Raw genomic sequence first — 24,543 nt, 5'->3', positions numbered from 1 at the left:
TCATGAGTGTCCTGGTGTGTTTCCACGCCCATCCCGACGACGAAGTGTTCACCACGGGCGGCGTGATGCGTCAGGCCGCCGACGCCGGTCATCGCGTCGTCGTGGTCACCGCGACGGACGGGGCGCTCGGCGAGGCCCCCGACGGGATCCTGACCGACGGCGAATCACTCGCCGAGCGTCGGCGACGCGAGCTGGAGGAGTCGACGTCGCTGCTCGGCGCCCAGCGTGTGGTGTTGCTGCACTACGCGGATTCCGGGATGGCGGGAACGCCGGAGAACGAGAACCCCGCCGCGTTCTGCAACGTCGACGTCGAGGAGGCCGCTGCCCGGCTGGCCGCGATCCTCGTCGAGGAATCCGCCGACGTGGTCACCATCTACGACCCCAACGGTGGCTACGGTCATCCCGATCATGTCCAGGTGCATCACGTGGGCATCCGGGCCGCCGAACTGGCCGGTGTGCCGCACGTCTACGAGGCCGCCGTGAGCCGCGACCACATCCGGCGGCTCATGGCCGCCAATCCGGAGTGGTCCGAGAACACCCAGCCACCGGACCTCGACACGTTCGGTCTGCCGGACTCCGAGATCACCACGGTCGTGGACGTCACCTCGGCCATGGACGCCAAGCGCGCCGCGATGCACGCGCACGCCACCCAGATCGGGGATTTCGGCCCGTTCCTGCAGATGCCCGAAGACCAGTTGCGGGCGGCGTTCGGTCAGGAATGGTTCCGCCGCCGCGGGGCACCGGCCGGCCTCGCGGAGTCTTCGCTGCCCCTCTGATCGACCGGCCCGGTTGTCTCCGCGAACCGCCTGCGCGGGTTCGGTTCCGCGCCTAGCATCCACGGGTATGGATCCCGCTGATCTCGTCGCGACCATGCCGTTCGCCGTGCACACCGGGGTTCGCCTCACCAAGGCCGCACCCGAGGAGGTCGTCGGGCACCTCGAGTGGGAACAGCACCGCACCACCGCGGGAAACGGCATGCACGGCGGGGCGCTGATGACGCTCGCCGACAGTGTCGGAGCCGTCTGCGCGTTTCTCAATCTTCCGGCGGGAGCGTCCACGTCGACCACGAGTTCGAGCACGGTGTTCACCCGCGGCGTCCGCAAGGGCACCGTCACCGCGACGGCGCGTCCGCTGCACGCCGGACGCACCACGGTGGCCGTCGTCACCGAACTGCGGGACGACGAGGACCGGCTCGTGGCGCAAGTGACGCAGTCGCAGGCGGTGCTGCACCCCCAGCCGGGAAGCTGACCGATGTCGCGTCTGCTGCGGGCGTACCGCTCCACGGGAGCGGATCTGCCGTTCGGCAACGTCCTCGCCGCGCACGACGTCGCGATGGAAGGCTATTTCTGGCGGTTCACCCAGCCCGCGACGGGACAGGTCGTCGTCGCGCTGGCGGGAATCAATCGGGCCGCGGACGGGCACTGGGCGACGCTCGGTCTCGCCGGTCACCCCACCCGGTTTCTGCGGACCGCCGCGCACCCGGAGGGCTACGCCAACCCGTCCGGGCTCGGCGCGTTCGCCGGCGACGCGTTCCGCGGGTCCGTCGACCGTGTGCACGTGGACCTCGGTCGGGACGCCCGCCTCGACGTCCGGATCGGCGCCCAGGTGCCGTGGCCGCGGCGCAGGCTCGGCGGGTCGAGTGTGTTCCAGACCGTCCCCGCGCTGAACCAGTACTGGCACCCGTGGCTGCTCGGCGGACGGGCCGAGGGCACGGCCGTGCTGGGCGGCACCGAGATCGACCTCGACGGCGCCCAGGTCTACGGCGAAAAGAATTGGGGCAAGGGCGGATTCCCCGGCTCCTGGTGGTGGGGCCAGGCTCAGGGTTTCGCCGACCGGCAGGCGTGTGTCGCGTTCGCGGGCGGCGAGATCACCGCGGGCGGGCTGCGCACCGAGGTCACGGCCGTCGTCGTCGCGCTGCCCGACGGCACGGTGTTCCGCCTCGGCAACCCGGTCACCTCCCCCGTCCGGGCGCATGTCACGGACGATCGGTGGTCGCTGCGGGGCCGCGGTCGCACGTGGAGCGTCGAGATCGAGGGCGGTTCCCCACTGAGCGCGGCGCACGTGCTGCCGGTTCCGCTCCCCGCCGAGCGTCGCAACATCCCCGGCGCCCTCGAACACCTCGCGGGCTCGATGAGTGTCACGGTCCGCCGTCGCGGTGAGCTCGTGTGGGCCGACGAGTCACCACTCGCCGCGTTGGAGCACGGCGGTATCGAGCGGGCGCGTGCGGAGCTGCGCAGGCGGGGTGCGCCACCGGACGCGACATCGGCGCCGCCACTCAGCTGATCACGTCGAGCTCGGGTGGCTGCAATGCCTCGACGATCTCGTCGGTCTCCGCGTGGAGAACCCCTATTCGCCCGGCCTCCTCCAGGTGGCGCGCATCGACGCCCGAGATCGCGTCGGCGGCGACGAGCACCTTGTAGTCGCGTTCGCTGGCGTCGAAGATCGTGGCGCGCGGGCAGTGGGGATAGTTGCATCCCGCGATCACCACGGTGTCGACCCGCCACTGGCGCAGGCGGTCGTCGAGTTCGGTGCGGTAGAACGAACTCCACCGGGGTTTGAACAGGATGTGTTCGGTCGGCGAGACGGGCTGGAGGCCGCCGCCGAGGAGCGACTCGGGGTCGAGCGGTGGCACCCCCAGCCCCGGCGCCACCTGGGAGCCGGCAGTGCCCGGTCTGGCGATGTCGAGTCCGGCCGCGAGCACGCGGCGCCGGCACAGGTCGACGTCGTCGCCCTCGTACAACCGGACGACGTGCACGATCGGGGCCGAGGCCTCCCGGTAGGCGTCTACGAGACGAGCGATCGCGGGCAGTACCGCCGAGGTGCCGGGAATCGGGGCGGTCCCGCCGTCGACGAAGTCCACCTGCGTGTCGACGACGAGCAGCGCGGACCGGCCGAGATCGGGAGCGAGGAACGGATCCGAGTTCTGCCGCCAGTGGGTCACGCAGCAAATCTAACGCTCGCACGCACCCTGTAGCCGGAATCACAGGGACCGGTTCATTCACACGAAACGGGGGTTTGGGACCATGGAGTGGGTGGGGTAGTGCGAGAAGGGTCCCAACCGATGACTGTGAGCGATGAGAACTGGCCGTCGATCGGCGCGACAGGGGCGCGCTTCGGATCAGCCAGCCGGCGCCGCAGCGCCAGGAAAGAGCAGGACCCGAGCCCGCCGCAGCCGGCCGAGTGGGTGGAGCCCGGCCGCGCCGAGGCCGCTCCCTTGCAGGTGGAACCCGATTCCGAACCCGCCGATCAGACTCCCCAGGCGGTCGACAGTCCTGCCGCCGAGCCCACCGAGTGGGTGACACCCGAAGACACCGTCTCCATCGTCCGGCCGTTCATCCTCACGGGCGGTCGGACCGAGTCCGGGGTCGATCTGCCACTGGAGGCGCTCATCGCCGCCCGCCCGGACGGGGACACCGTCGTGGACGGGATGCCGGCGCCGGACGAACTGCGCCGCGTCTTCGCGCTGTGCTCCGAACCGCGGTCGGTGGCCGAGATCGCGTCGCTCGCCTCGATCCCGCTCGGCGTCGCGCGCGTACTCCTCGGCGACCTCGCCGCGGCCGGGGCGGTGACCGTGAACGAGACCGCCGGGTCCACCGGGCCGGACCGGAAACTGATGGAACGCGTCCTCGACGGGCTGCGCAAACTCTGAGCTGCACCGGGTAGCAGGTACCCGGGGAAGAAGCATAACGAATTCGTCCGCCGCACAGGTATTTTCCCGTGCGGCTGACGAATTGCTGTGACGCTAGATCGACGTCCGGCGCATCGCTCCGACCGGATCGGAGTAGATGGTGCTCAGCGACACCACCGTCGAGGCGTACTCCTGCACCCGGTTGCCGAATCCGGAAATGCGAATGTCCCTGCGCTCCAGCGACGATGCCTGCGCGAAGGCCTCCGCGACGTGCGGGATGCCGGCAGGATACTCGGTGAACGCCTGACCTCCGAGAATCACCCGGTCAGGGTTGAACAGGTCCCGCAGCATGGCGACCGTCTTCCCGAGCACCTGAGCACGTTCCACCAGAAGCTTCTGCGCGGGAACGGAACCCGAGGACGCCGCCTTGTAGAGGGCACTCATCGTCGGCCGCTGGTTCGACTCCGGGAGGATGCCCGCATCGAGGGCCGCGGAAATGACCGCGCGATCGCTGATCGTCGCCTCGAGGCACCCGCGTGACCCGCACGAGCACTGCGCCGACGAGCCGGTCGGCAAGTGCGCGATGGAACCGGGACCGCTCGACGGCGTGTGAACGCGCCCGTCGATGGTGATCGCGATGCCGGCCGTCTCACGGGCGTAGAAGTACAGGCCCGTTTCGCCTTGCGCGACACCGTCTTCGCTGTCCGGGCTCAGCAGCAGTTCGGACGCGGCCATCGCCTCGACGTGCGCCGCGACGGAGACGGGCAACCCGAGTCCGGTCGCGATGATGGCGCCGACCTGGGCGGACTTCCATCCCAGCCGGGGATGGTCGACGACACCGGTCTGCGGATCGACCCGACCGCCGAGTGCGACACCCGCCCACAGCGGGCGACGCCGGTGCCAGCGGGAGGCGAAGGCCCGCGCGCTGCGTGCGATGCCGGCGAGTGCGTCGGCGGACGCGCCCTGCGGGGTGGGCACCTCGACCGCGCCGAGGACCTTCCCGCGCAGGTCACTGGCGATGATGCTGGTCACGACCGCGCCGATGTGAATGCCCACCGTCAGGTAGGGCTCGTGGTTGACCTCGAACGGAACCCGCGGACGACCGATCGCGCCGGACGGCGTGAGGTCGCCGCGTTCGCGCAGCAGCCCGAGGTCGAGGAGCGCCGACACCTGACGGTTGACGGTGGCGATGCTCAGGCCGGTCGCCTTCGCGGCGACGTCCCGGGACAACGGGCCGCGTGACCGGGCCACCCGCAGAACACCGGCGGCCGGGCCGTCGCTGATCCGCAGTTCGGGGGGAACGATGTGGAGACGGGGACGGGACACAGGCCGCTGGAATCGAGATGCGGAGCCGGTCCGGGTGGGGCTGGAAAGAGTGGGGGTAGACACGTGGCAGTCCTTGCATGCGGAGGCGGTGCGCACCTTCGTCCGAACGCTGCATCCGTCCCAGGCCGAGAGTGGGACGACCGAGGACGATCGATCAGGAGAAGAGTGCGCGAATTAGCTGCAGATGCTGAGACAGCGACAACACAGTTCCCGCGCCAAGGGCAGCCGCGAGCCCAGCGCGGAAGTCACATAGGTGACCCGCGGAGCGGTCGACTGGCCTGAAGACATGACACGAAAGTAGCAGCTTCGGTCGGTTTCACCAATCGGAGGGCGCGTCGGCGTGTGCCTCCGCCCCGCGCCGCTTCGGCAGTTCCCGCCGTGGGGAGGCACCACCGGCGGCGCTCCCCGGAGACCGTCACCACCCTTGACGGCAATCGTGTTTCACGACACAATACGCCGGGATACCAACCGAACGTACGGTTATAGGAGCGAGATGTATCGATGTGATCGCCACCGGTCTGCCACGGACCGGACCAGGGGTTGTCGATGAAGACGACGAAGGCGCTGCTAGCCCTCGGGGTCGGACTCAGCGTGCTGCTGACCGCCTGTTCGGCCACCGGAACGCAGGACTCCCCCGCATCCGGGATCACCGTGAAGAGGGACGGTTACGGAATCCCCCACGTGTACGCCGACACCACGCGCGCGCTGTACTCCGGATACGGCTACTCGGTCGCCGAGGACCGGCTGTTCCAGATGGAGATGGCCAAGCGGTCGTCGATCGGCACGGCGGCCGAGGTGCTCGGACCCGACTACGTCGAGATCGACAAGACGGCGCGCAATAGCATCGATCCACAATCGATCAAGGATCAACTGGCCCGACTGCCGCAGAATGAACACGACATCTTCGAGGGCTACGCCGAGGGGTTCAACAAGCGGATCGACGAGGTCGGAGCAGATCCGGCACGCCTGATGCCGAAGCAGTTCCTGGACGCCGATTTCCGGCCCGAGCACTGGACCGGGTACGACGTGGCCATGGTCTGGGTGCAGACCATGGCCAACAGGTTCTCCCAGTCGAGCAGTGAACTCGCGAACCTCCAGGTCCTGAAGAGCCTCCAGGCGAAGAACGGCGACGAGGAGGGCAGGCAACTCTTCGACCAGCTGATCTGGGCCGAGGAAGATCCCGGCGCCCCGACGACGGTTCCCCGCGACGAATCGGCTTCGCCCGACGACGAGCCGCACGCGATGTCACAGGAAGCTCATCTCTCCGACGTCACGCAGGCTCTGCCCGACGCGAATCTGACCCGGATGAAGAACGCGGGCGGAGGCGAATGGCCGCACATGAAACCCGAGGCCAGCAACCTGTGGATGGTCGGCGCCGACAAGACCGCCGACGGCACATCCGTTCTGATGAACGGACCGCAGTTCGGCTGGTTCAACCCGTCCTACGTGTACGGCGTCGGTTTGCACGGCGCCGGTCTCGACGTCGCGGGAAACACCCCCTATGCCGTCCCTACCGTCCTGTTCGGCACCAACAAGACGATCTCGTGGGGGGCGACCGCCGGGCCGCTCGACGTCAACGACGTCTATCAGGAAGTCCTCGACCCCTCGAACGAGCACGCGTACCGGTACGACGGCGAGTACCGCCCGATGGAGGTGCGGAACGAGACGATCGAGGTGCGGGGCGGCCCAGACGTCGCGTACCCCGTCTACTCGACGGTGCACGGCCGCGTCACCAGCTTCGACACCCCGAACGGCAGTGCCTACTCCCTGAAGGAGAGCTGGGCGGGATACGAGATCCAGTCGCTGGTCGCCTGGATCGACATCATGAAGGCCACGAGCTGGGACGAGTTCCTCGAGCAGGCGAAGAAAGTGGCCATCACCATCAACTGGTACTACGCCGACAACCGGGGAAACATCGGTTACGTCTCCCCCGGTCGACTGCCGGTCCGCCCCGCCGACCAGGACCTTCGACTTCCGGCGATCGGCGACGGCAGCATGGAGTGGGAGGGCATCCGCCCCTTCGAGGACAACCCGCAGTCGTACAACCCCGAGCAGGGCTATCTGGCCAACTGGAACAATCAGTCCGCGGCAGGCGCACTCGCCGACGGCTACAACTGGTCTCCCGTCGACCGCGTGCGAGCCATCACCACTCGACTCGAGGCCAAGGACAAGTTCACCCCCGGCGAGATCTGGGACATCAACCGGGAGGCGTCGTTCGCCGACCTCAACGTCGACTATCTGCTGCCGTACCTGGCGCAGGCCACCGAGCAACTGCCCGACGGCGACCCTGTCGCCGCAGGCGTGAACATGCTCCGCGACTGGGACGGACAGGCCACCGACGACAACGCGGACGGCGTGTACGACGGCCCGCAACCGGCGATCATGCGCACGTGGCTGCCGATCCTGTTCGACGCGGTGATCCGGGACGACGTTCCGGAGGACGTGTACGCCTCGTACGCGGCCAAGGTGTATCCCGCCGCGGGCACCGCGCGTCCTGCCGAGGCGACGAAACTCGTCTACAACGCCCTGCGCGGCGACGAGTCCGGAGTTCCACAGACCACCGACTTCTTCAACGGAGCGGACCGGATGTCCGTCCTCCGTTCGACGTTCGGCCAGGCAATGGACCGGCTGCGCACCGAGCAGGGCCCCGACCCCGCCGGCTGGAAGATGCCGGTCGGCGCGAATCGGTTCGACTACAAGAACTACCTGGGCGTCCCCCAGGCCGGTAGCGACGAGGTGCTGTCCCTGTCGCCGTACATGAACCGTGGAACCCAGAACGACCGCATCGTGCTCGGCGACGGCATCGCCGACCTCTGCACTGTCGGGCCGCCCGGCCAGAGCGGGTTCATCGCACCGGACGGTACGCGTTCACAGCACTACAGCGACCAGATGGACATGTACCGGAACTTCCAGTGCAAGACCGACCACCTGACCGAACAGTCGGTCGACGCGAACAAGACCAGCGAGGTGACGTCGAACTAGTGGGCCCGGCAGTTCGGTAGGCATCCCGTCATCACCCCCGCCGGGGCAGCACGTCCGCTGCCCCGGCACCCTCGAAGGAAATCGACATGACCTCCACCCAGATCTCCGTGACACCCCGGGCGACCGTCCGGCCGCTGAAGGTGGCCGGCGCCAGTCTCATCGGGACCGCCATCGAGTGGTACGACTACTTCATCTACGGCATGGCCGCGGCAATCGTGTTCGGCCCGTTGTTCTTTCCGTCCTTCTCCTCCATCGCGGGCACGCTGGCCGCGTTCGCGACGTTCTCCGTCGGCTTCATTGCACGGCCGATCGGCGGCGTGGTCATGGGCCACTTCGGTGACCGCATCGGACGCAAGTCCATGCTCGTCCTGTCCCTGATGCTGATGGGCGGCGCGACCGTCGGCATCGGACTGCTGCCCACGTACGCCACCATCGGAGTCTGGGCACCGATTCTGCTGGTCACCCTGCGATTCGTTCAGGGGATCGGGGTCGGCGGAGAGTGGGGCGGCGCGGTGCTGATGGCGGTGGAGCACGCCCCCGCCCACCGGAAGGGTTTCTACGGGAGTTTCCCACAGATGGGTGTCCCCGGCGGCCTGATCCTGGCGAATCTCGTGTTCCTGGGGGTGTCGACGAGCCTCAGCGAGGAAGCGTTCCTGTCCTGGGGCTGGCGGGTCCCGTTCCTGGCCAGTGCGGTAATGGTGCTGATGGGGCTCGTCATCCGGTTCACCATCACCGAGAGCCCCGACTTCGAGAAGGTCAAGAGCACGCACCGCGATCAACGACTGCCGATCGTCACCGTCCTCCGGGAGAACCTGCGCGAAGTACTGCTGGCCGCGGGCGCGTTCATCGGCATCAACACGGTCGGTTACATCTTCATGGCGTACCTGCTGTCCTATTCGACGAAGGTCCTGGGCATGAGCAAGACGCTCGTGCTCGTCTTCACGCTGGTCGCCTCGTTCGTGTGGTTGATCGTCATCCCCGTCGCGTCGATGCTGTCGGACCGGTACGGCCGGCGGCGACTCCTCGTCACGGGCTCGGTGGGGCTGACCGTCTGGGCGGCCGCGCTGTTCCCGCTGATCGACCTCGGGAACCCGGCGGTGATGATGCTCGCCCTCCTCGGCACGGCGGTGTTCATGGGCATCGTCTACGGGCCGATCGCGGCACTGTTCACCGAACTCTTCAGCGCCGAGGTCCGGTACAGCGGTGCGTCGCTCGGCTACCAGATCGGATCGGTTCTCGGCGGCGGGCTCGCCCCGACTGTGGCCGCCGCGCTGTACGCGAACTGGGGTTCGTCGGCACCGATCACCCTGTACCTCACCGCGGTCACGCTGCTCAGCCTGCTCTGCGTCGTCGCGATCACACGGAAGGTTCGCGCCGCCGCGTAGCGCCGACACGATCGACGCTCTCGTCGCCGCCGCACCGGCCTGCCGGTGCGGCGGCGACGTCGTTGCGCGCCCGCCCGTTGCGATCAGGGTGACGCAAATCCTTCCGGCGACACACCCACCGATGGTTCGGTTTACGGGACTCCACACCGTCTCCGGTATCCGAAAGGCTCACCATGTCCATCGATTTCGCGCCCGAGCACGTGACAGACGCCGAGGGTTCCCAGAACGCGGCGAGCGTCGTCAAGCTCGGTGCCCACATCGGCGCCCGGATCGACGGCGTCCGGCTCGGCGGCAACCTCGACCCCGCCACCGTGTCGCTCATCCGCCAGGCCCTGCTCGAGCACAAGGTGATCTTCTTCCGTGGCCAGGAACATCTGACCGACGACTCGCAGTACGAATTCGCGGAGCTTCTCGGCTCCCCCACCACGGCGCATCCGACCGTCACCTCGCGCGGCACCAAGGTGCTGCCCATCGACTCCGACTACGGCAAGGCCAACAGCTGGCACACCGACGTCACGTTCGTCGATCGCATCCCGAAGGCGTCGATCCTGCGCGCCGTGCAACTCCCCACGTACGGCGGATCCACCACCTGGGCGTCGGGTGTCGCCGCCTACAACGCGCTGCCCGAGCCGCTGAAGGTCCTCGCCGACAACCTGTGGGCGACGCACACCAACGTCTACGACTACGCGGCGACCAGCGCGGAACGCGCGCAGGACGACAAGGCGAAGGAGTACCGCGCCGAGTTCCAGTCCACCTACTTCGAGACGGAGCACCCCGTGGTGCGGGTGCACCCCGAGACCGGCGAGCGCACACTGCTGCTCGGTCACTTCGTCAAGAGCCTGGTCGGCCTGAGCAGCACCCAGTCGCAGGCACTCTTCCGGGTTCTGCAGGATCACGCGATCTCGCTCGAGTTCACGACCCGGTGGAACTGGCAGTCGGGCGATGTCGCGATCTGGGACAACCGTGCCACTCAGCACTACGCCGTCGCCGACTACGACGATCAGTACCGGCGCCTCAACCGCATCACCCTGGCCGGTGACGTCCCCGTCGACATCCGGGGCGAGCGCAGCCGCAGCGTCGCCGGCGACGCGAGTGGCTACTCCGTCATCGACGAGCCCTAACATGTCGGCATGACCTTTTCACCTGACACCCGCATCGCCGTCGTCACCGGGGCGAGCTCCGGAATCGGAGAAGCCACCGCCCGCACCCTGGCCGAGCAGGGATTTCATGTGGTCATCGGGGCCCGGCGACTGGATCGTCTGGAGAAGATCGCCGAAGACGTCGGCGGTACCGCGCTCGAACTCGACGTCACGGACCAGGATTCCGTGGACGCGTTCAGCGCGGTACTGCCGAGGGTCGACGTGCTCGTGAACAATGCGGGCGGCGCCAAGGGACTGGCCACCGTCGCCGAGGCCGATCTCGACGACTGGCGGTGGATGTGGGAGACCAATGTCCTGGGCACCCTTCGGATCACCAAGGCGCTGTTGCCGAAGTTGGTCGAGTCGGGTGACGGTCTGATCGTCACCATCACATCGCTGGCCGCGCTCGAGGCGTACGACAACGGTTCCGGATACACGACCGCCAAGCACGCGGAGGGCGTCCTGCACCGCACGCTGCGCGGAGAACTGCTCGGCAAGCCGGTCCGTCTCACCGAGATCGCACCGGGCGCAGTGGAAACCGAGTTCTCGCTGGTGCGTTTCGAAGGCGACCAGGAGCGCGCCGACAAGGTCTACGAGGGCATCACCCCGCTCGTCGCCGCGGACGTCGCGGACGTCGTCGGGTTCGTCGCCTCGAGGCCCTCCCACGTGAACATCGACCAGATCGTCGTCAAGCCACGAGATCAGGCTTCGTCCGGGCGTTTTCACCGCACGACGTAGGCGCGTTCGCGGCGGTCCGCCGGTCCTGGTGTTCGAGCACCAGGACCACGGTCCACAGTCCCGCCACGATCGTCACGACCCCCAGCAACATCCATCCCATCCCACAGCCCCCTGCCGATCAACGACTTTCGACCGAAACGGACTGTCGGGGTCGTCCGTCGACCCCTCGACAGCGGACGACTCCCCACAGTTGTGTGACCCGAGAACACGGCGCCGTTGACGCGTCCTCATTCAGGTAGACGCAGGCGACCCCGGTTTCGGTTCCACCGGGTGTGAAGAAAGTTCGCTCGCCTATGCGAGCGCCGACATGGACTGCCATTCGGGCCAGCTGACGGCCCAGTCGTAGATGTCGCCGTCAGCGGCCGAGAGGTCGATGGACGTCCCGGTCACCTCGACGGGATCGCCGTACATCGCGGTGCCGAAGTACTGCTGGGCGTCCCCGAGGGACAGGTTGATGCAACCGTTGGTGACGTTCGACGAACCCTGGACGCCGATGGTCTCGGGGTTCGCGTGGATGAACTCACCGTTGTTGGAGATGCGGACCGCCCAGCGCTCGCGCACGTTCTCGTAGAACGGCGGGTTGGACATGAGGAAGTCCTCGTGCTTCTCGGTCACCATGTGGATACCGCTGCGGGTGACGTTGCGGGCCTCGTTGCCTTCGCCGTAGCTGACGGGGATGTCCATGATGGTCTCGCCGCCGCGCACCACCTGCATGCGGTGGCTGGGCGCGTTCGCGATCACGATCTGGCTGCGCCCGACGGTGAAGTTCAGCGACAGATCCTCCGCGCCGTACGCGCCGTCGCCGAAGTCCAGTCCGTACAGCCGGGCGTCGAGGCTCACGGTGGTGCCGGGCGCCCAGTAGTTCTGCGGACGCCAGTGTGCGCGCGACCCGTTGTCGTCGGGCAGCCACGCCCACGAGCCGGGTGTGGGCGGGTTGGTCGTGACGGTCATCGCCTTCTCGACCGCCGCCTTGTCCTCGACGGACTCGTGGAACTGGACGATGATCGGGGCGGCGATCCCGACTTCCTGACCGTCGGCGATGTTGAGTGTGGCGCCGATCGTCTCATCGGGCTCGATCGTGGCGAAGCTGCCGTCGACGGCGACGGACTTGCCGTCCGTGCCGAGCGCCGTGCCCGTCCACGTGTACGTGGCGCCGTAGCCCAGTGCCTCCCCGACGGTGAACGTGGTCCGGTCGGGTGACAGCACACCCTGCACGGCACGCCCCTCGGCGTTGACGAGGGAGATGTCGGTGAACGTGCCCTGCGACGCGGTCGCGGAGATCGGCGCCACCGGATTGACGTCCTCGGTGCCCGACGCCGGATTCTGGGTGACCTCGACCGCCGGTTCGGGCGGCGCGGTGGCGGTTCCCGACTCGGAGCCGACCGTGCATCCGGTCAGCAAAACGAGAAACGCAATCAGCGCCGTCGCGATCAACGCGACGCGCGACCGACTTGTCCGAGAACCCAGTTCATGCACAGCTAACAGGTTACCTGCGCTACGGATCTGCCTCAGATCGCGCAGCCCACCGTCACGGGTTCGGGTTCGAGCCGGACACCGAACGCCGCCTGGACGCCGTCCCGGACATCGCGAGCCAATGCGAGCAGGTCCTCGCTCTTCGCGGCACCTCGATTGGTCAACGCGAGAGTGTGCTTGGTCGACAGCCGCGCGACAGCGTTCTCGCCGGGATACCCCTTCGAGAAGCCGGCCCGCTCGATCAGCCACCCCGCAGACAACTTGGTTCCGCCGTCGGCCGGGTACTGGGGAACAAGGACGTCGCCGAGGCGGGTCTCGATCGCGGCGAGGACACCCGCCAACTCGCCGTCCGCAACGACGGGGTTGGTGAAGAAGGAGCCCGCGCTCCAGGTGTCGTAATCCTCGGGATCGAGCACCATGCCCTTGCCCCGCCGCAGGTCCAGCACGGCGTCGCGGACCTGCGCCGACGGCAATCGGTCGCCCTCGGCAGCGTTCAGCGCGGAAACCAGCTCGCGGTAGCGCAGCGGTTCGCCGAGCCCGTCGGGATGCACGGTCAGTTCCACGGCCAGCACCAGGGCGGCGTCGGAGTGCTTGAGGACGCTCGTGCGGTAACCGAGACCGAGGGCCTCGGGTTCGACCCAGCGCGCCTCACCGGTGCGTCGATCGAGGAGGTGGACCCGCCGCAGCATCGACCCCACCTCGACGCCGTACGCGCCCACGTTCTGCACCGGGGTGGCCCCGGTCGATCCGGGAATCCCCGACAGGCATTCCAGCCCGCCCAGCTCGGCGGCGACGGTCTGCGCGACCACCTGATCCCACTCGGCGCCCGCCTCGGCAGTGACGAATCCCTCCTCCAGACCGACGGTGGTGTTGCACACACGCACGACCACACCGTCGAATCCGTCGTCCCCGACCACCAGATTGGAGCCGCCGGCGAGGATCAGAGTCGGAATGTGCGCGGCGTCGAGGAGACGCACCACGTCGACGAGGACCTGCGTGGTCGGGCACTCCGCCACGATCCGCGCCGGCCCGCCCACGCGCAGCGTGGTCATCCCCGACAGTTCGAGGTTCTCGGACACGAAGGCGCCCGAATCGACGAGTTGACTGACAATGCTCACGTCCCACACAACCGCAAACGGTAGCCTGCGGATCGTGAGTCGCCGCATCGAGCATTCGTCGTCCTATGCGTTTCCCGTCGCCCAGGTCCATGCGGGCCTGATCACCGAGCAGTACTGGCGCGACCGTCTCGACCGGGTCGGAGGACCGGGGGCAACCCTGGACGAGGTCACGACCGGCCCGGGCACCATCTCGGTGGCCATGTCGCAGTCGATCCCCGCCGAGCACCTGCCCAGCATCGTCTCGAAGGTCCGGTCGGGCGATCTCGTGATCAAGCGCACGGAGACATGGGGCACGCTCGACGGCGATCACGCCGAGGGCACGTTCACGGCCGAAGTCCAGGGTGCGCCCGCGACGATCTCGGGGACCCAGACCCTGACGGCTGCCGGTTCCGGGTCGAACGTGCAGGTCGAAGGCAAGGCCGACGTGAGGATCCCGTTGATCGGCGGCAAGATCGAGAGCGCGATCGCGGACGAGGTCCTGCGCCTGATCGAGAAGGAGCAGGGCTTCACGCAGCAGTGGCTCGGGGCCTGACCTGGGGCGGGTGTCCCTTGTGTTCCGTCACAGCCGGTAACCTTGGCGATCATGGCTCGCCGCATCGACTACTCAGCCCGTTACAAGCACACCCCGAAAGAGGTGTACAACGCGTTCACCAACCGTGACTACTGGGATGCGCGCATCGAGGAGATGCGGAAGTACTCCGAGAACCACATCGAGCACTTCGACGTGAACGACGACGGGATCGACATCGTCCTGCACCACATCCTGCCGCGGTCGGAACTCCCCGAGATCGCGCAGACCGTGATGAAGAAGGACATGGTCATCACGCGCAAGGAGTCGTACACGCCCTTCGGTGAGCCGACCACGGGCACGTACGAAGCCTCGATCCCGGCGGGCCCGGGCAGCCTCACGGGCACCATGAAGCTGTTCGCCACCGAGACGGGCTGCACGTTCCGCACCTCGTCCGAGGCCAAGGTGTACCTGCCGTTCGTCGGCGGGAAGCTCGAGCAGCTGATGCTCGTCAACCTGATCGACCTCTTCCGCGCCGAGGCCGAGATCACCGAAACGTGGTTGTCGCAGCACTAGAAACCACCGCACGGATTTCCCATGACTTCAGCGACGCTGAAGCGGCCTCACGGTGTCATCACCCGGGGTACGACAGGCATCAATCGGCTGCGACGCAGCGACCGCTGGCTCGTCCACGACGCGCTGGTGCGCCGGACGCTGCACGCGTCCGTCGACCCGCTCGTCGTCGACCTCGGGTACGGCGCCCGGCCGCACACCACGTTCGAGCTCGCCGACCGGTTGACCGCCGTGCGCGGCGACCGCCGGGTGATCGGGCTCGAGATCGATCCCGACCGTGTTGTCGAGAGCAGGAACGGAGTGAGTTTCGCCCGCGGCGGGTTCGAGCTCTCCGGACTGCGACCCGTCCTGGTCCGCGCGTTCAACGTGCTGCGGCAGTACCCCGAGGATGCCGTCGGGCCGGCCTGGTCACGGATGCAGTCCGGGCTCGCACCGGGTGGGCTGATCGTCGACGGCACATGTGACGAGCTGGGCCGCCGCTGCGCGTGGGTGCTGCTCGACGCCACCCGCCCGCTGTCGCTGACGCTGGCGTGGGATCCGTTCGCCGTGGAGAAGCCGTCGGACATCGCCGAACGGCTCCCCAAGGCGCTGATCCATCGCAACGTACCGGGTGAGCCGGTCCACGCCCTCCTCGCGGCAGCGGATCGCGCGTGGGCCACTACGGCGCCGCACGGCTCGTTCGGACCGAGGGTGCGGTGGCGGGCCGCCCTCGAACTGCTGCGCGCGCAGGGACTTCCCGTGCAACCGCAGCGCCGCCGCCTTCGCGACAACATCCTCACCGTTCCGTGGGACGTGGTCGCGCCCGGTTCCGGCACGAATTAATTCACGCGACATCCCCCGAGGCGCCCCGTAGAGTCACTTCACGAAACATGTTGTGCCGGTGCGCAGGCGAGGGCTACTTCGACTGTGGATCGCGTGGTCGCCGGTTCGAATCCGGTCAGGGACGCAGGTCCCTGTAGCTCAGTGGTAGAGCGCGTCCGTGCCTCCGCCGACTCCGAACTCGGCACGACATGCGTGCGCGCCACCCGGTGCGCAGACGACGGATACTTCTCAGGTGAAGTGCGCAAGCACGCGGTTCGACTCCGCACCCCGTCGTCGCCTCGATCTCGGGTGGCGCGCACCCCACGAGCACCGACACCTCCTGGAAGGAGGAACAACCCATGAGCAAGTTCAACCTGAAGACGCTGCGCCGCACCAAGGTACGGAGCCCCATCACATCGGAGACGCAACCGGCCGGCCGCACGTTCGAGGGCGGCAGCGGCTACGCCCGCGACGCGAAGAGCGAGTTGTTCCTCCTCGCGGTCACCAACATGGTGGGTGAGCACACGTTCTACGAGTCGGCTCCGGACCGCGACAACCGGTTCGTCGAGCTCATCCACGAGGTCACGCTGTCGGACCCGGAGTGGACCGCCCGCCTGATCGGGTGGCTGCGCCGCGACGCGCATCTGCGTTCGGCGTCGGTGGTGGCCGCGGCCGAGTTCGTCCGGGCCCGGCTGGGCGCCGGTCTGCACGGCGGCAACCGCGTGGTCATCTCCTCGGCGCTGGAGCGGGCCGACGAGCCGGGTGAGATCCTCGCCTACTGGATTGCGCGCCACGGTCGTTCGATCCCGAAGCCGGTCAAGCGCGGTGTCGCCGATGCCGCCGTCCGCCTGTACTCGGAACGCTCACTGCTGAAGTGGGATTCCGATGCCAGGGACGTCCGCTTCGGCGACGTCCTCGAGCTCACCCATGCGTCGCCGTCGGCGACGTGGCAGGGCGAACTGTTCCGGCACGCGATCGATCGGCGGCAGGGACGCGAGAACACGATCCCCACCGGCCTGCGGATGCTCACGGAACGGGCGGCGCTGGCGGCGCTCCCGCCGGAGGATCGGCGTGCCGTCCTCCGGACCCCGGAGCGGCTGTCGGCGGCGGGCATGACATGGGAATCGCTCGCCGGCTGGCTGCAAGGACCGATGGACGCGGCAGCATGGCGGGCGGTGATCCCGTCCATGGAGTACATGGCGCTTCTGCGCAACCTGAGGAACTTCGACGAGGCCGGGCTCCCCGACCACGTCGCGGAACAGGTGGCGGCCCGGATCGCCGATCCGGGCGAGGTCGCGAAGTCGCGGCAGCTGCCGATGCGATTCCTCGCGGCCTACCGGAACGCGCCGAGCCTGCGGTGGGGACATGCGCTCGAACGTGCGCTCGGGGCATCGCTGTCCGCGGTCCCGTCGCTGCCCGGCCGCACCCTGGTGCTCGTCGACCGGTCCGGATCGATGTTCTACAGCCGCGTCTCGGCGCGGTCGGAACTGACGAGGGCGGACGCGGCCGCGGTGTTCGGCACCGTCCTGGCGGCGCGCGCCGAGCGGGCCAACCTGGTCGAGTTCGGCACGGACAGCCGGTACGTGCCGTTCAAGCACCAGCCGGTGCTGCGGGTCGTCGACAGTTTCGGCGACCTGGGCGGCACGGACACGGCGTCGGCGGTGCGGAAGCACTACCGCGACCACGATCGCGTCGTCATCGTCACCGACGAGCAGGCGGCGTGGGGCGATCCGACCCGGCACGTCCCGGCCGACGTCCCCGTGTACACGTGGAACGTGGCGGGCTACCGACACGGACACGGACCGACGGGGTCCGCGAACCGCCACACGTTCGGCGGACTGTCGGACGCGGGATTCTCGATGATCCCGCTCGTGGAGGGCACCCGGAACGGCGAGTGGCCGTTCTGATCTCGGGGCGGTGACCGGTCAGGTGCAGGTGGCCAGTGCGTGTTCGACGCGCTGCGCCACCTGCGCCGGCAGGGATCCGCACTCGCCGTGCAGTGCGCGCGCATTCAGTCGCCCGATCGCGACGCCGTCGGCGACCACCTCGTCGAGCAGTTCCTGCGAGATGCCGCTCGCGGCGAGGTCGAGTGCCGTGCACAGCGGCGTGGTGATGCGCAGGGGGCCGACCTGCTCGCAGTCTTCCGGGCGTAGCGAACGCCGGTGCAGCGCCAACTGCTGCGTCGGCGAAGGCGGCGACAGCACCGTCGAGAGGTGGATGAACCGCGGGTACAGGTGCCCGAGGCCGTGAAGTTCGGCGGCACTCTGGTGGGAGACCGCGGCGGCGGCACCGAACCAGGTGCACCATTTCGCGAATTCCTCGAGATCGGAGTGCGGGCAATCCTTCAAGCGGAACAGATCTCGCTCGATCTTGACCCACGAGCCGTCGGCAACGCGCTCGCCGATCTCGTCGGAGGCGAAACCGAGGCGCAGCACTTGCGCAGTGGTGAAGAAACCCGCCTGAGCCGTCGCGACGCGTGTCAGTTCTTCACCGACACCTTCGCGCTCCGGGTCACCGGGACGTGGAGCCAACCATCCGGACATTCCCCTAGATTACTGGGCGATTGTGGCACGTATCACAATTTCTGCGGATCTCGGCGACCCGCCGCGGGCGCATTCACAGAAATTGTTCAGAGTTGTCGGGAAGAATCCGTGTAATGGCAGCCCGAACGAACTCCGCACCCCGAAGTAACCGTGTGCTCGTCATCTCTCTTGTCGTCATCGCCGCGCTCGTGGCGGTCCTCGTCGGCGGTGAACTCTTCGTGCGCAACAGAGTGAAGACCTGCATGGCAGACCAGTTCGAGAGCCAACTCGGCTCGCAGGTGGACGTGGGCCTGAGCTGGAAGCCGGTCCTGCTCCAGTCGGTCGACAAGAACGTCCCGTACATCACGATCGACAGCGACGACACCAAGTTCGGCCCCGCGCAGGGCATGCAGGTGCACGCCCAGGTCAACGACATCCGGATCGAGAACACCGCGGACAGCAGCGGCACCATCGGCAGTTCCGACGCGGACATCACCTGGTCCACCGCGGGCATTCTCGCGACGCTGCAGCAGCAGGCGTTCGGCTCGCTCATCAGCGGTGTCACCGCCGATTCGAGCGCGGGAACACTGAGGTTCTCCGTCGGCCCGGCCGGGCTCGCGGACCTGACCGTCAAACCGGAGATCGTGAACGGGACCGTGAAGGTGCAGACGGTCGGTGCGGAGATCCTCGGTTTCGGTCTTCCCACCGATCTCGTCGACGGAGTCGTCCAGACCCTCACGTCGAGTCTGCAGACCTACCCGCTGGGCATGCAGCCGACATCGTTGAAGGTCACCGACGACGCCATCGAGATCACCCTCGAAGGCGGCGCCTACACGATGCCTGCCGCCGGCACCCAGCAACAGCAGCAGGAACAGCAGAGCAGCTGCGGTCTCCTGGTCTGATCGACCACCGGGTCAGTCGGGCAGCCCGTCCAGGACGGCACGGGTTCCCGACAGTCCCAGCCGCGTCGCACCGGCCGCGATCATGTCGAGCGCGGCCTGTGCGGTGCGGATCCCGCCGCTCGCCTTCACGCCGATCCGACCGCCGACGGTCTGCGCCATCAGCCGCACCGCCTCGACGGTCGCTCCCCCGGCCGGATGGAACCCGGTGGACGTCTTCACGAAGTTCGCCCCGGCCCGCTCGGCGGCCCGGCATGCTTCCACGATCGCCTCGTCGGTGAGCGCGGCGGTCTCGAGGATCACCTTCAGGACCGTGCGGTCGCCGACTGCCTCGCGGACGGTGAGGACGTCGGCCAGCACCGCGTTGAAGTCGCCGGCCACGGCGGCACCGATGTCGATCACCATGTCGATCTCCTGCGCGCCCTGGTCCACGGCGAGCCGGGCCTCGGCCCCTTTGACCAGCGAGTGGTGCTTGCCCGAGGGAAACCCGACCACCGCGGCGGTCACCAGACCCGGCGCCTTGACCGGCAGCATCGACGGTGACACGCAGACGGCGAGCACACCGAGCGAGCGCGCCTCGTCGATCAGCGCCTTCACGTCGTCGGTGGTGGCCTCGGGCTTGAGGAGCGTGTGGTCGACGAGGTCGGCCACCTGGGAGCGGGTCAGTGCAACGTCGGACATACCTGTGAGCTTCGCACAATGCCTTCCGGGGCTCGCGGCACGGCCTAGCATCGCCGTATGAGTGATCCGGGATCGATCTTCGACGAGGCGCGGCTGGAGTTCGATCGGCTGACGACGGCCGTGTGGGCGCCTGCCGGGCAGTCGCTCGCCTTCCAGCTCGGACTGCGCCCCGGCGACGCCGTCCTCGACGTGTGCTGCGGCGCAGGGTCTTCGGCGTTGCCCGCCGCCACCGCAGTGGGCCCGTCGGGTCTCGTCCACGGGGTCGACCTGTCCGACGAACTCCTGGAGCAGGGCCGGGTCAAGGCGTCGGAACGCGGACTGCAGAACATCGAGTTCGTCTGCGCGGACGCCACCACCTGGGAGCCGCCGAGCACCGTCCCGGAAGCCGGCTACGACGCGCTCGCCTGCTCGTACGGCGTGTTCTTCCTACCCCACATGGATGCCGATTTCACCCGGCTCGCGGGCCTCGTCCGGCATGGCGGGAAGGTCGGGATGACGGTGTGGCGGCGGGGGGCGCGGCGAGACTTCGCGGACGCGTTCCACGACGCCGTGGCCCGGCACCGGGAACCCGAGCCCGAACCAGCCGGGTCGCCGTTCGATCCCCTCGAACGCATCGACACCCCCGATGCGCTCCACCAGTGGCTGGGCGAGCTGGGCGCGCACTCGACCGAGGTCCGGGAACTGTCCAACATCATTCCCGCGACCCCCGAGTTCGTCTGGGACCTCGTCCTCGGTGGGAACTTCCGCCGCGCGCTCGCCCCGTTCGATTCCGGGACCGTCGAGCAGATTCGTCTCGATCTCCTGCAGCTGCTCACCGAGCGAGCGATTCACGACGTCGACGCCGGCACCCTCGTCGGCACCGCCGTGGTGAACGGCCGGAGCGCGACCTGAAAGACTGTTGCCCATGAGCGCTGCTTCGACCGAGGATCACCGGTACGTTCTTTCCCTCGGCTGCCCCGACCGCACCGGCATCGTCGCCCGGATCTCGACGTTCCTCGCCGACGTGGGCGGCTGGATCGTCGAGGCGGCGTACCACGCCGACGCCGACACCGGCTGGTTCTTCACCCGTCAGGCAGTGCGGGCCTCCTCGGTCGACATGTCGATCGAGGAACTCCGGGAGCGGTTCGCGGCGGTCGCCGCCGAGCTGGGCCCCGAAACCGAGTGGACGGTGTCCGACACCGGTGAGCGCAAGCGGGTGGTGCTGCTCGTCAGCAAGGAGGCGCACTGCCTCCACGACCTGCTGGGCCGCGCGGCCGGAGGCGAGTTGCCCGCCGACATCTGCGCGGTGATCGGCAACCACCGCGATCTCGAGACCGTCACGCGACAGCACGGCATCGACTTCCATCACGTGCCGTTCCCGAAGGATCCCGCCGAACGCGGGCCCGCGTTCGAGCAGGTGCGTGAACTGGTCGACGCCCACGACCCCGATGCCGTCGTACTGGCGCGTTTCATGCAGGTGCTGCCCTCGGCACTGTGCGAGCACTGGGCCGGCCGGGCGATCAACATCCACCACAGCTTCCTGCCGTCCTTCGTCGGCGCCCGCCCGTACCACCAGGCATTCGCCCGCGGTGTGAAGCTGATCGGCGCCACCTGTCACTACGTGACGGCCGAGCTCGACGCGGGCCCCATCATCGAGCAGGACGTGATCCGCGTCGACCACGCCGACGAGGTCGCGGACATGGTCCGGCAGGGTCGCGACATCGAGAAGCTCGTGCTGTCCCGCGGCTTGCGCTGGCATCTCGAGGACCGCGTCCTCGTGCACGGCCGTAAGACGGTGGTGTTCAGCTAGTTTCGTCGTCCCGCTACTGGGACGGCAGCAACGCCAGCACTTCCGGGACGGGCCGCAGGTGGGCGGTGAGGATCTCCAGCGCCTTGTCGGCGTCGACGGCGTCGAGTGCGGCGACGAGCGCCCGGTGCTGCGCGTTGATGGTGTCGAGCCGCTGGGGTCCGACGTTCAGCGCGCGGACGGCGACGCGTTGCTGCCGCGACCGCAGCGAATCGTAGAGTTCGGTCAGTACCGAGTTCTGCGCTGCGCTGACCATGGTCAGGTGGAATTCGCGGTCGAGGCCGGACACCGCGAACCAGTCCTGCTCGCGCCCCGCGGCTTCCATCGGCTCGATCAGATCGACCATGTGCGCGGGTGCGCCGACTCCCCGCGCACACAGGGTGGACACCGCGTGGCCCTCGATCAGCAGCCGGGTCTGGTAGACCTCCTCGAGTTCGCGCGCGGTGACCGTGCGCACCTGCGCACCCTTGCGCGGGAGCAGCGTGATGAATCTTTCGGCGGCGAGGCGGTGAAACGCTTCTCGCACCGGGGTGCGTGACACTCCCATCGTCCCGGAGACCCAGAGCTCGTCGAGGAATCGGCCGCCTTCGATGGACCCGCGGATGATCTCGTCCCGCAGCCAGACGTAGACCCGATCTCGTGCCGGTCCGGATTCACCGGTGGGCCCGGCGAGCGTCGATGCCGACATCTCGATCCCTTCGTCAGACGGCCCATCGGATTGACGGACTCGTAACAAATTGATCATACAAGCTATGGACACACCAAGTATTCTCTGTGTATACATGACGTATACGGAGTGGATGTGTGAGCGGTCACAGCGCAGTGACTACCGAGAGCCACCCGTTTCCGGCAAGGGACCCCACGAAAAAGGAGACCACCAGCATGTACAGCACCCCCGCCGATCGGCGTTACGCGATCTGGCTGTCCGACCCGAGCTTCGCCGCAGCGGAGATCGCGCGCGGCATCGGCTACGGCGCCGTGGTCCTCGACATCGAGCACGGATCCTTCGACCTCGCGGATCTCGAACGGTTCATCCCGTTCCTGCGCAGCCTCGGCATGGAGGTCCTGGCGAAGGTGCTCGGACCCGAACGCGGCCCCATCCAGCAAGCGCTGGACTTCGGTGCGACGGCTGTCGTCATCCCCCACATCGAAAATGCGGCTCACGCAAAGGAAGTCACGGCTTTCGCGAAGTTCCCGCCGCTCGGCGACCGAAGTTTCGCGGGCGGCCGCACGACCGGCTACGGCGGTTTCACCGACGAGTGGGTCACCGAGCAGGACACGTTCACCCGCTGCTACCCGATGATCGAGGACGCCGGAGCGATCGAGAACATCGCCGAGATCCTGGCGCTCGACACCGTCGACGGCGTGTTCGTCGGACCGTCCGACCTCTCCCTCCGCCGCGAGCGCGGGGCATACTCACGCGAGGAGGGTGACTTCACCGACCTCGCCGCGGTGGCCTCGGCGGCCGCCGAGGCGGGCAAGCCGTGGGTGCTCCCGGCGTGGAGCGTCGAAGAGAAGGAGTTCGCGGTGCAGCACGGGGCCGACCAGATGGCGCTGATCATGCAGCACGGCGCGCTCGCCGCAGGCTTCGCGGCACCGTTCGAGCAGATCAAGCAGATCAGGGAGTCACGATGACTACCCAGACGTCCGGACCGGTATCCCCCGACAGCGCGGAAGCGGCGGCCCACCCCAAGGTGGGCCGTGCCCGATGGACCATCGCCGGCGTTCTCGGCGTCGGAATGTTCGTCAACTACATCGACCGCGTCAACCTCTCGATCGCCGCCCCGGAGATCATGCGGGACTTCGACATCAGCGCGTCGCAGATGGGCATGGTGTCGTCGGCGTTCCTCTGGACGTACGCCATGCTCCAGATGCCGATCGGATCGTTCATCGACAAGATCGGCGTCCGGTGGGTCAACCGGGTGGCGGCCTTCCTGTGGGCGGTCGCGTCGTTCGCGTCCGCCGCCGCGGGTGGTCTCGGCATGCTGCTCGTCGCCCGTCTGGTCCTCGGCGTCGGCGAGGCGCCGACGGTGCCCGCGGGCTGGAAGGCGATCGGTCAGTGGTTCCCCCGGCAGGAGCGTGGAACCGCCACGGCCATCTTCGACGGGTGCGCGAAGATCTCCAACGTGATCGGGATCCCGATCATGGCCTTCCTCGTCACCACGTTCAGCTGGCACGCGGCGTTCATCTTCACCGGCATCCTGTCCGTCGGCTACCTGGCCGTGTGGTGGCTGCTCTACCTCACCCCGAAGCAGGCTCTCGCCAAGGGACGCCTCAGCCAGGCGGAATTCGACTTCATCCGGGCCGGCGGCGCCGAGGACGAAGACGCCGAGACGGCCGGGTCACTCAACGGACTGGGGTACCTTCTGCGCCGACGCAAGACGTGGGGCCTGGCCCTGGGCTACGCGTCGTACACCTACGCCTACTACGTCCTGCTCACCTGGCTGCCGGCCTATCTGGAGAAGCAGTTCGGAGTGAATTTGCTCAAGGGCGGCATCTACACGATGATTCCGTGGCTGGTCGCCGTCATCGCGCAGTTCCTCATCGCGGGCATCCTGATGGACCGATGGCTGGCTCGGACCGGCGACGTCACCAAGGTGCGCCGAACCGTGCTGGTGGTCAGCCTGCTCGCATCCCTCGCGGTGACGGGCGCAGCGTACGCGGGATCGATCGTCGTCGCGCTGATCTTCCTGTCGATCGGCGCGGCCGGTCTGGCTGTCTCGGTTCCTGCGGGTTCCAGCATCGTCGCCCTGATCGCCCCTCAGGGGTACACCGGATCGCTCGGCGGAATCGTCAACTTCATCGCCAATCTTCTCGGGATCGCGGCGCCCATCGTGACTGGCATGGTGGTCGACTCCACGGGCTCGTTCGCCGGGGCCTTCATCGCGACCGGAGCGGTCTTGATCGGCGGAATCTTCTGTTACACCGTGGTGCTCGGCAAGATCGAACGGATGCCCGCACCCGTCACTTCGGAAAGGCACTGA

The 24,543-nt window shown here is 68.0% G+C and carries 24 protein-coding genes; 17 read left to right on the top strand and 7 right to left on the bottom strand.

Translation table 11 applies throughout. The features are described from left to right. The first annotated feature begins 2 nt into the window (after positions 1 to 2). The 3 genes from CJ177_RS16865 (at position 3) to CJ177_RS16855 (ending at position 2,283) form a co-directional block, all read left to right on the top strand. Entirely contained in the window at positions 3 to 776 is a 774-nt protein-coding gene (locus CJ177_RS16865) for a PIG-L family deacetylase (RefSeq protein ID WP_005251935.1), read from the top strand. A gap of 67 nt (positions 777 to 843) precedes the next feature. Further along, entirely contained in the window at positions 844 to 1,248 is a 405-nt protein-coding gene (locus CJ177_RS16860; RefSeq protein WP_005251933.1) for a PaaI family thioesterase, read from the top strand. Between the two features lie 3 nt (positions 1,249 to 1,251). Beyond that, positions 1,252 to 2,283 carry a tocopherol cyclase family protein gene (locus CJ177_RS16855; protein WP_095868152.1) on the top strand — a complete coding sequence of 344 codons (1,032 nt, stop codon included), beginning with the start codon at positions 1,252 to 1,254 and terminating at the stop codon, positions 2,281 to 2,283. Here the strand turns inward: CJ177_RS16855 and CJ177_RS16850 are convergent. Then, on the bottom strand, positions 2,276 to 2,941 hold the full coding sequence (locus CJ177_RS16850) for a cysteine hydrolase family protein (RefSeq protein ID WP_095868151.1): 666 nt from the start codon (positions 2,939 to 2,941) through the stop codon (positions 2,276 to 2,278). The genes CJ177_RS16855 and CJ177_RS16850 overlap by 8 nt on opposite strands. Before the next feature lie 120 nt (positions 2,942 to 3,061). On the opposite strand from CJ177_RS16850, the gene CJ177_RS16845 reads away from it, so the two are divergent. Next, the gene (locus CJ177_RS16845) at positions 3,062 to 3,649 is read left to right on the top strand and encodes a DUF742 domain-containing protein (protein WP_005251926.1); all 588 of its coding nucleotides are present in this window, start codon (positions 3,062 to 3,064) and stop codon (positions 3,647 to 3,649) included. A gap of 93 nt (positions 3,650 to 3,742) precedes the next feature. Here CJ177_RS16845 and CJ177_RS16840 read toward each other — a convergent pair whose 3' ends face one another. Beyond that, positions 3,743 to 5,017: an ROK family transcriptional regulator gene (locus CJ177_RS16840; protein WP_005251924.1), complete on the bottom strand. Its 1,275-nt coding sequence runs from the start codon at positions 5,015 to 5,017 to the stop codon at positions 3,743 to 3,745. Between the two features lie 483 nt (positions 5,018 to 5,500). Between CJ177_RS16840 and CJ177_RS16835 the strand changes: the two genes are divergently transcribed. From CJ177_RS16835 to CJ177_RS16820, 4 genes are all read left to right on the top strand, one after another. Beyond that, entirely contained in the window at positions 5,501 to 7,936 is a 2,436-nt protein-coding gene (locus CJ177_RS16835) for a penicillin acylase family protein (RefSeq protein ID WP_095868150.1), read from the top strand. An 86-nt stretch (positions 7,937 to 8,022) separates the two neighbouring features. After that, positions 8,023 to 9,321 (top strand): MFS transporter, encoded by a 1,299-nt coding sequence (locus CJ177_RS16830; protein WP_005251920.1) that lies wholly within the window; start codon positions 8,023 to 8,025, stop codon positions 9,319 to 9,321. A gap of 173 nt (positions 9,322 to 9,494) precedes the next feature. Further along, positions 9,495 to 10,442 (top strand): TauD/TfdA family dioxygenase, encoded by a 948-nt coding sequence (locus CJ177_RS16825; protein WP_007300726.1) that lies wholly within the window; start codon positions 9,495 to 9,497, stop codon positions 10,440 to 10,442. A 9-nt stretch (positions 10,443 to 10,451) separates the two neighbouring features. After that, entirely contained in the window at positions 10,452 to 11,198 is a 747-nt protein-coding gene (locus CJ177_RS16820; protein ID WP_095868149.1) for an SDR family NAD(P)-dependent oxidoreductase, read from the top strand. Positions 11,199 to 11,489: 291 nt separating this feature from the next. Here the strand turns inward: CJ177_RS16820 and CJ177_RS16815 are convergent, their stop codons facing one another. Both CJ177_RS16815 and CJ177_RS16810 read right to left on the bottom strand, forming a co-directional pair. Then, on the bottom strand, positions 11,490 to 12,674 hold the full coding sequence (locus tag CJ177_RS16815) for an Ig-like domain-containing protein (RefSeq protein WP_061700525.1): 1,185 nt from the start codon (positions 12,672 to 12,674) through the stop codon (positions 11,490 to 11,492). Positions 12,675 to 12,706: 32 nt separating this feature from the next. Next, positions 12,707 to 13,798: a UDP-N-acetylmuramate dehydrogenase gene (locus tag CJ177_RS16810; protein WP_082833566.1), complete on the bottom strand. Its 1,092-nt coding sequence runs from the start codon at positions 13,796 to 13,798 to the stop codon at positions 12,707 to 12,709. Positions 13,799 to 13,823: 25 nt separating this feature from the next. Between CJ177_RS16810 and CJ177_RS16805 the strand changes: the two genes are divergently transcribed. From CJ177_RS16805 to CJ177_RS16790, 4 genes are all read left to right on the top strand, one after another. Next, positions 13,824 to 14,321, top strand: coding sequence for a DUF2505 domain-containing protein (locus CJ177_RS16805; protein WP_025433148.1), 498 nt, complete (start codon positions 13,824 to 13,826; stop codon positions 14,319 to 14,321). A 51-nt stretch (positions 14,322 to 14,372) separates the two neighbouring features. Further along, positions 14,373 to 14,873, top strand: a complete 501-nt coding sequence (locus tag CJ177_RS16800; RefSeq protein ID WP_005251906.1) for a DUF2505 domain-containing protein — start codon at positions 14,373 to 14,375, stop codon at positions 14,871 to 14,873. 21 nt (positions 14,874 to 14,894) lie between these two features. Continuing rightward, positions 14,895 to 15,692, top strand: a complete 798-nt coding sequence (locus tag CJ177_RS16795; RefSeq protein ID WP_005251904.1) for a hypothetical protein — start codon at positions 14,895 to 14,897, stop codon at positions 15,690 to 15,692. 338 nt (positions 15,693 to 16,030) lie between these two features. After that, positions 16,031 to 17,578, top strand: coding sequence for a TROVE domain-containing protein (locus CJ177_RS16790; protein ID WP_095868148.1), 1,548 nt, complete (start codon positions 16,031 to 16,033; stop codon positions 17,576 to 17,578). A gap of 18 nt (positions 17,579 to 17,596) precedes the next feature. On the opposite strand, the gene CJ177_RS16785 is transcribed toward CJ177_RS16790, so the two are convergent. Continuing rightward, positions 17,597 to 18,214 (bottom strand): hypothetical protein, encoded by a 618-nt coding sequence (locus CJ177_RS16785; protein ID WP_005261055.1) that lies wholly within the window; start codon positions 18,212 to 18,214, stop codon positions 17,597 to 17,599. 113 nt (positions 18,215 to 18,327) lie between these two features. Here CJ177_RS16785 and CJ177_RS16780 point away from each other — a divergent pair, with 113 nt between their 5' ends. Next, positions 18,328 to 19,095: a DUF2993 domain-containing protein gene (locus tag CJ177_RS16780; protein ID WP_005251894.1), complete on the top strand. Its 768-nt coding sequence runs from the start codon at positions 18,328 to 18,330 to the stop codon at positions 19,093 to 19,095. Positions 19,096 to 19,107: 12 nt separating this feature from the next. Here the strand turns inward: CJ177_RS16780 and deoC are convergent, their stop codons facing one another. Then, complete coding sequence (deoC, locus tag CJ177_RS16775; RefSeq protein WP_005251893.1) at positions 19,108 to 19,773, bottom strand: deoxyribose-phosphate aldolase; 666 nt, start codon at positions 19,771 to 19,773, stop codon at positions 19,108 to 19,110. A gap of 57 nt (positions 19,774 to 19,830) precedes the next feature. Here deoC and CJ177_RS16770 point away from each other — a divergent pair, with 57 nt between their 5' ends. Continuing rightward, a complete protein-coding gene (locus CJ177_RS16770; protein WP_095868147.1) occupies positions 19,831 to 20,664 on the top strand; it encodes a class I SAM-dependent methyltransferase in 834 nt (277 codons plus the stop codon). A 13-nt stretch (positions 20,665 to 20,677) separates the two neighbouring features. Beyond that, entirely contained in the window at positions 20,678 to 21,562 is an 885-nt protein-coding gene (gene purU, locus CJ177_RS16765) for a formyltetrahydrofolate deformylase (RefSeq protein ID WP_005251890.1), read from the top strand. A gap of 13 nt (positions 21,563 to 21,575) precedes the next feature. Here purU and CJ177_RS16760 read toward each other — a convergent pair whose 3' ends face one another. Continuing rightward, the gene (locus CJ177_RS16760) at positions 21,576 to 22,247 is read right to left on the bottom strand and encodes a GntR family transcriptional regulator (RefSeq protein WP_025433149.1); all 672 of its coding nucleotides are present in this window, start codon (positions 22,245 to 22,247) and stop codon (positions 21,576 to 21,578) included. A gap of 194 nt (positions 22,248 to 22,441) precedes the next feature. On the opposite strand from CJ177_RS16760, the gene CJ177_RS16755 reads away from it, so the two are divergent. Next, entirely contained in the window at positions 22,442 to 23,194 is a 753-nt protein-coding gene (locus tag CJ177_RS16755) for an HpcH/HpaI aldolase/citrate lyase family protein (RefSeq protein ID WP_095868146.1), read from the top strand. After that, positions 23,191 to 24,543, top strand: a complete 1,353-nt coding sequence (locus CJ177_RS16750) for an MFS transporter (RefSeq protein WP_025433151.1) — start codon at positions 23,191 to 23,193, stop codon at positions 24,541 to 24,543. Before CJ177_RS16755 ends, CJ177_RS16750 begins: the two co-directional genes overlap by 4 nt.

It is taken from the genome of Rhodococcus sp. ACPA1, assembly GCF_002300195.1.
Classification (GTDB): domain Bacteria; phylum Actinomycetota; class Actinomycetes; order Mycobacteriales; family Mycobacteriaceae; genus Rhodococcus_F; species Rhodococcus_F opacus.
The sequence above is the reverse complement of the archived record's forward strand: the minus strand, read 5'-3'. Positions and strand labels throughout refer to the sequence as shown.

Coding starts and splice junctions, on each gene's coding strand:
- CJ177_RS16790 (WP_095868148.1), top strand. CDS start 16,031: ATGAGCAAGTTCAACCTGAAGACGCTGCGCCGCACCAAGGTACGGAGC.
- CJ177_RS16755 (WP_095868146.1), top strand. CDS start 22,442: ATGTACAGCACCCCCGCCGATCGGCGTTACGCGATCTGGCTGTCCGAC.
- CJ177_RS16845 (WP_005251926.1), top strand. CDS start 3,062: ATGACTGTGAGCGATGAGAACTGGCCGTCGATCGGCGCGACAGGGGCG.
- CJ177_RS16760 (WP_025433149.1), bottom strand. CDS start 22,247: ATGTCGGCATCGACGCTCGCCGGGCCCACCGGTGAATCCGGACCGGCA.
- CJ177_RS16835 (WP_095868150.1), top strand. CDS start 5,501: ATGAAGACGACGAAGGCGCTGCTAGCCCTCGGGGTCGGACTCAGCGTG.
- CJ177_RS16750 (WP_025433151.1), top strand. CDS start 23,191: ATGACTACCCAGACGTCCGGACCGGTATCCCCCGACAGCGCGGAAGCG.
- deoC (WP_005251893.1), bottom strand. CDS start 19,773: ATGTCCGACGTTGCACTGACCCGCTCCCAGGTGGCCGACCTCGTCGAC.
- purU (WP_005251890.1), top strand. CDS start 20,678: ATGAGCGCTGCTTCGACCGAGGATCACCGGTACGTTCTTTCCCTCGGC.
- CJ177_RS16780 (WP_005251894.1), top strand. CDS start 18,328: ATGGCAGCCCGAACGAACTCCGCACCCCGAAGTAACCGTGTGCTCGTC.
- CJ177_RS16855 (WP_095868152.1), top strand. CDS start 1,252: ATGTCGCGTCTGCTGCGGGCGTACCGCTCCACGGGAGCGGATCTGCCG.
- CJ177_RS16785 (WP_005261055.1), bottom strand. CDS start 18,214: ATGTCCGGATGGTTGGCTCCACGTCCCGGTGACCCGGAGCGCGAAGGT.
- CJ177_RS16770 (WP_095868147.1), top strand. CDS start 19,831: ATGAGTGATCCGGGATCGATCTTCGACGAGGCGCGGCTGGAGTTCGAT.
- CJ177_RS16865 (WP_005251935.1), top strand. CDS start 3: ATGAGTGTCCTGGTGTGTTTCCACGCCCATCCCGACGACGAAGTGTTC.
- CJ177_RS16795 (WP_005251904.1), top strand. CDS start 14,895: ATGACTTCAGCGACGCTGAAGCGGCCTCACGGTGTCATCACCCGGGGT.
- CJ177_RS16860 (WP_005251933.1), top strand. CDS start 844: ATGGATCCCGCTGATCTCGTCGCGACCATGCCGTTCGCCGTGCACACC.
- CJ177_RS16830 (WP_005251920.1), top strand. CDS start 8,023: ATGACCTCCACCCAGATCTCCGTGACACCCCGGGCGACCGTCCGGCCG.
- CJ177_RS16825 (WP_007300726.1), top strand. CDS start 9,495: ATGTCCATCGATTTCGCGCCCGAGCACGTGACAGACGCCGAGGGTTCC.
- CJ177_RS16800 (WP_005251906.1), top strand. CDS start 14,373: ATGGCTCGCCGCATCGACTACTCAGCCCGTTACAAGCACACCCCGAAA.
- CJ177_RS16820 (WP_095868149.1), top strand. CDS start 10,452: ATGACCTTTTCACCTGACACCCGCATCGCCGTCGTCACCGGGGCGAGC.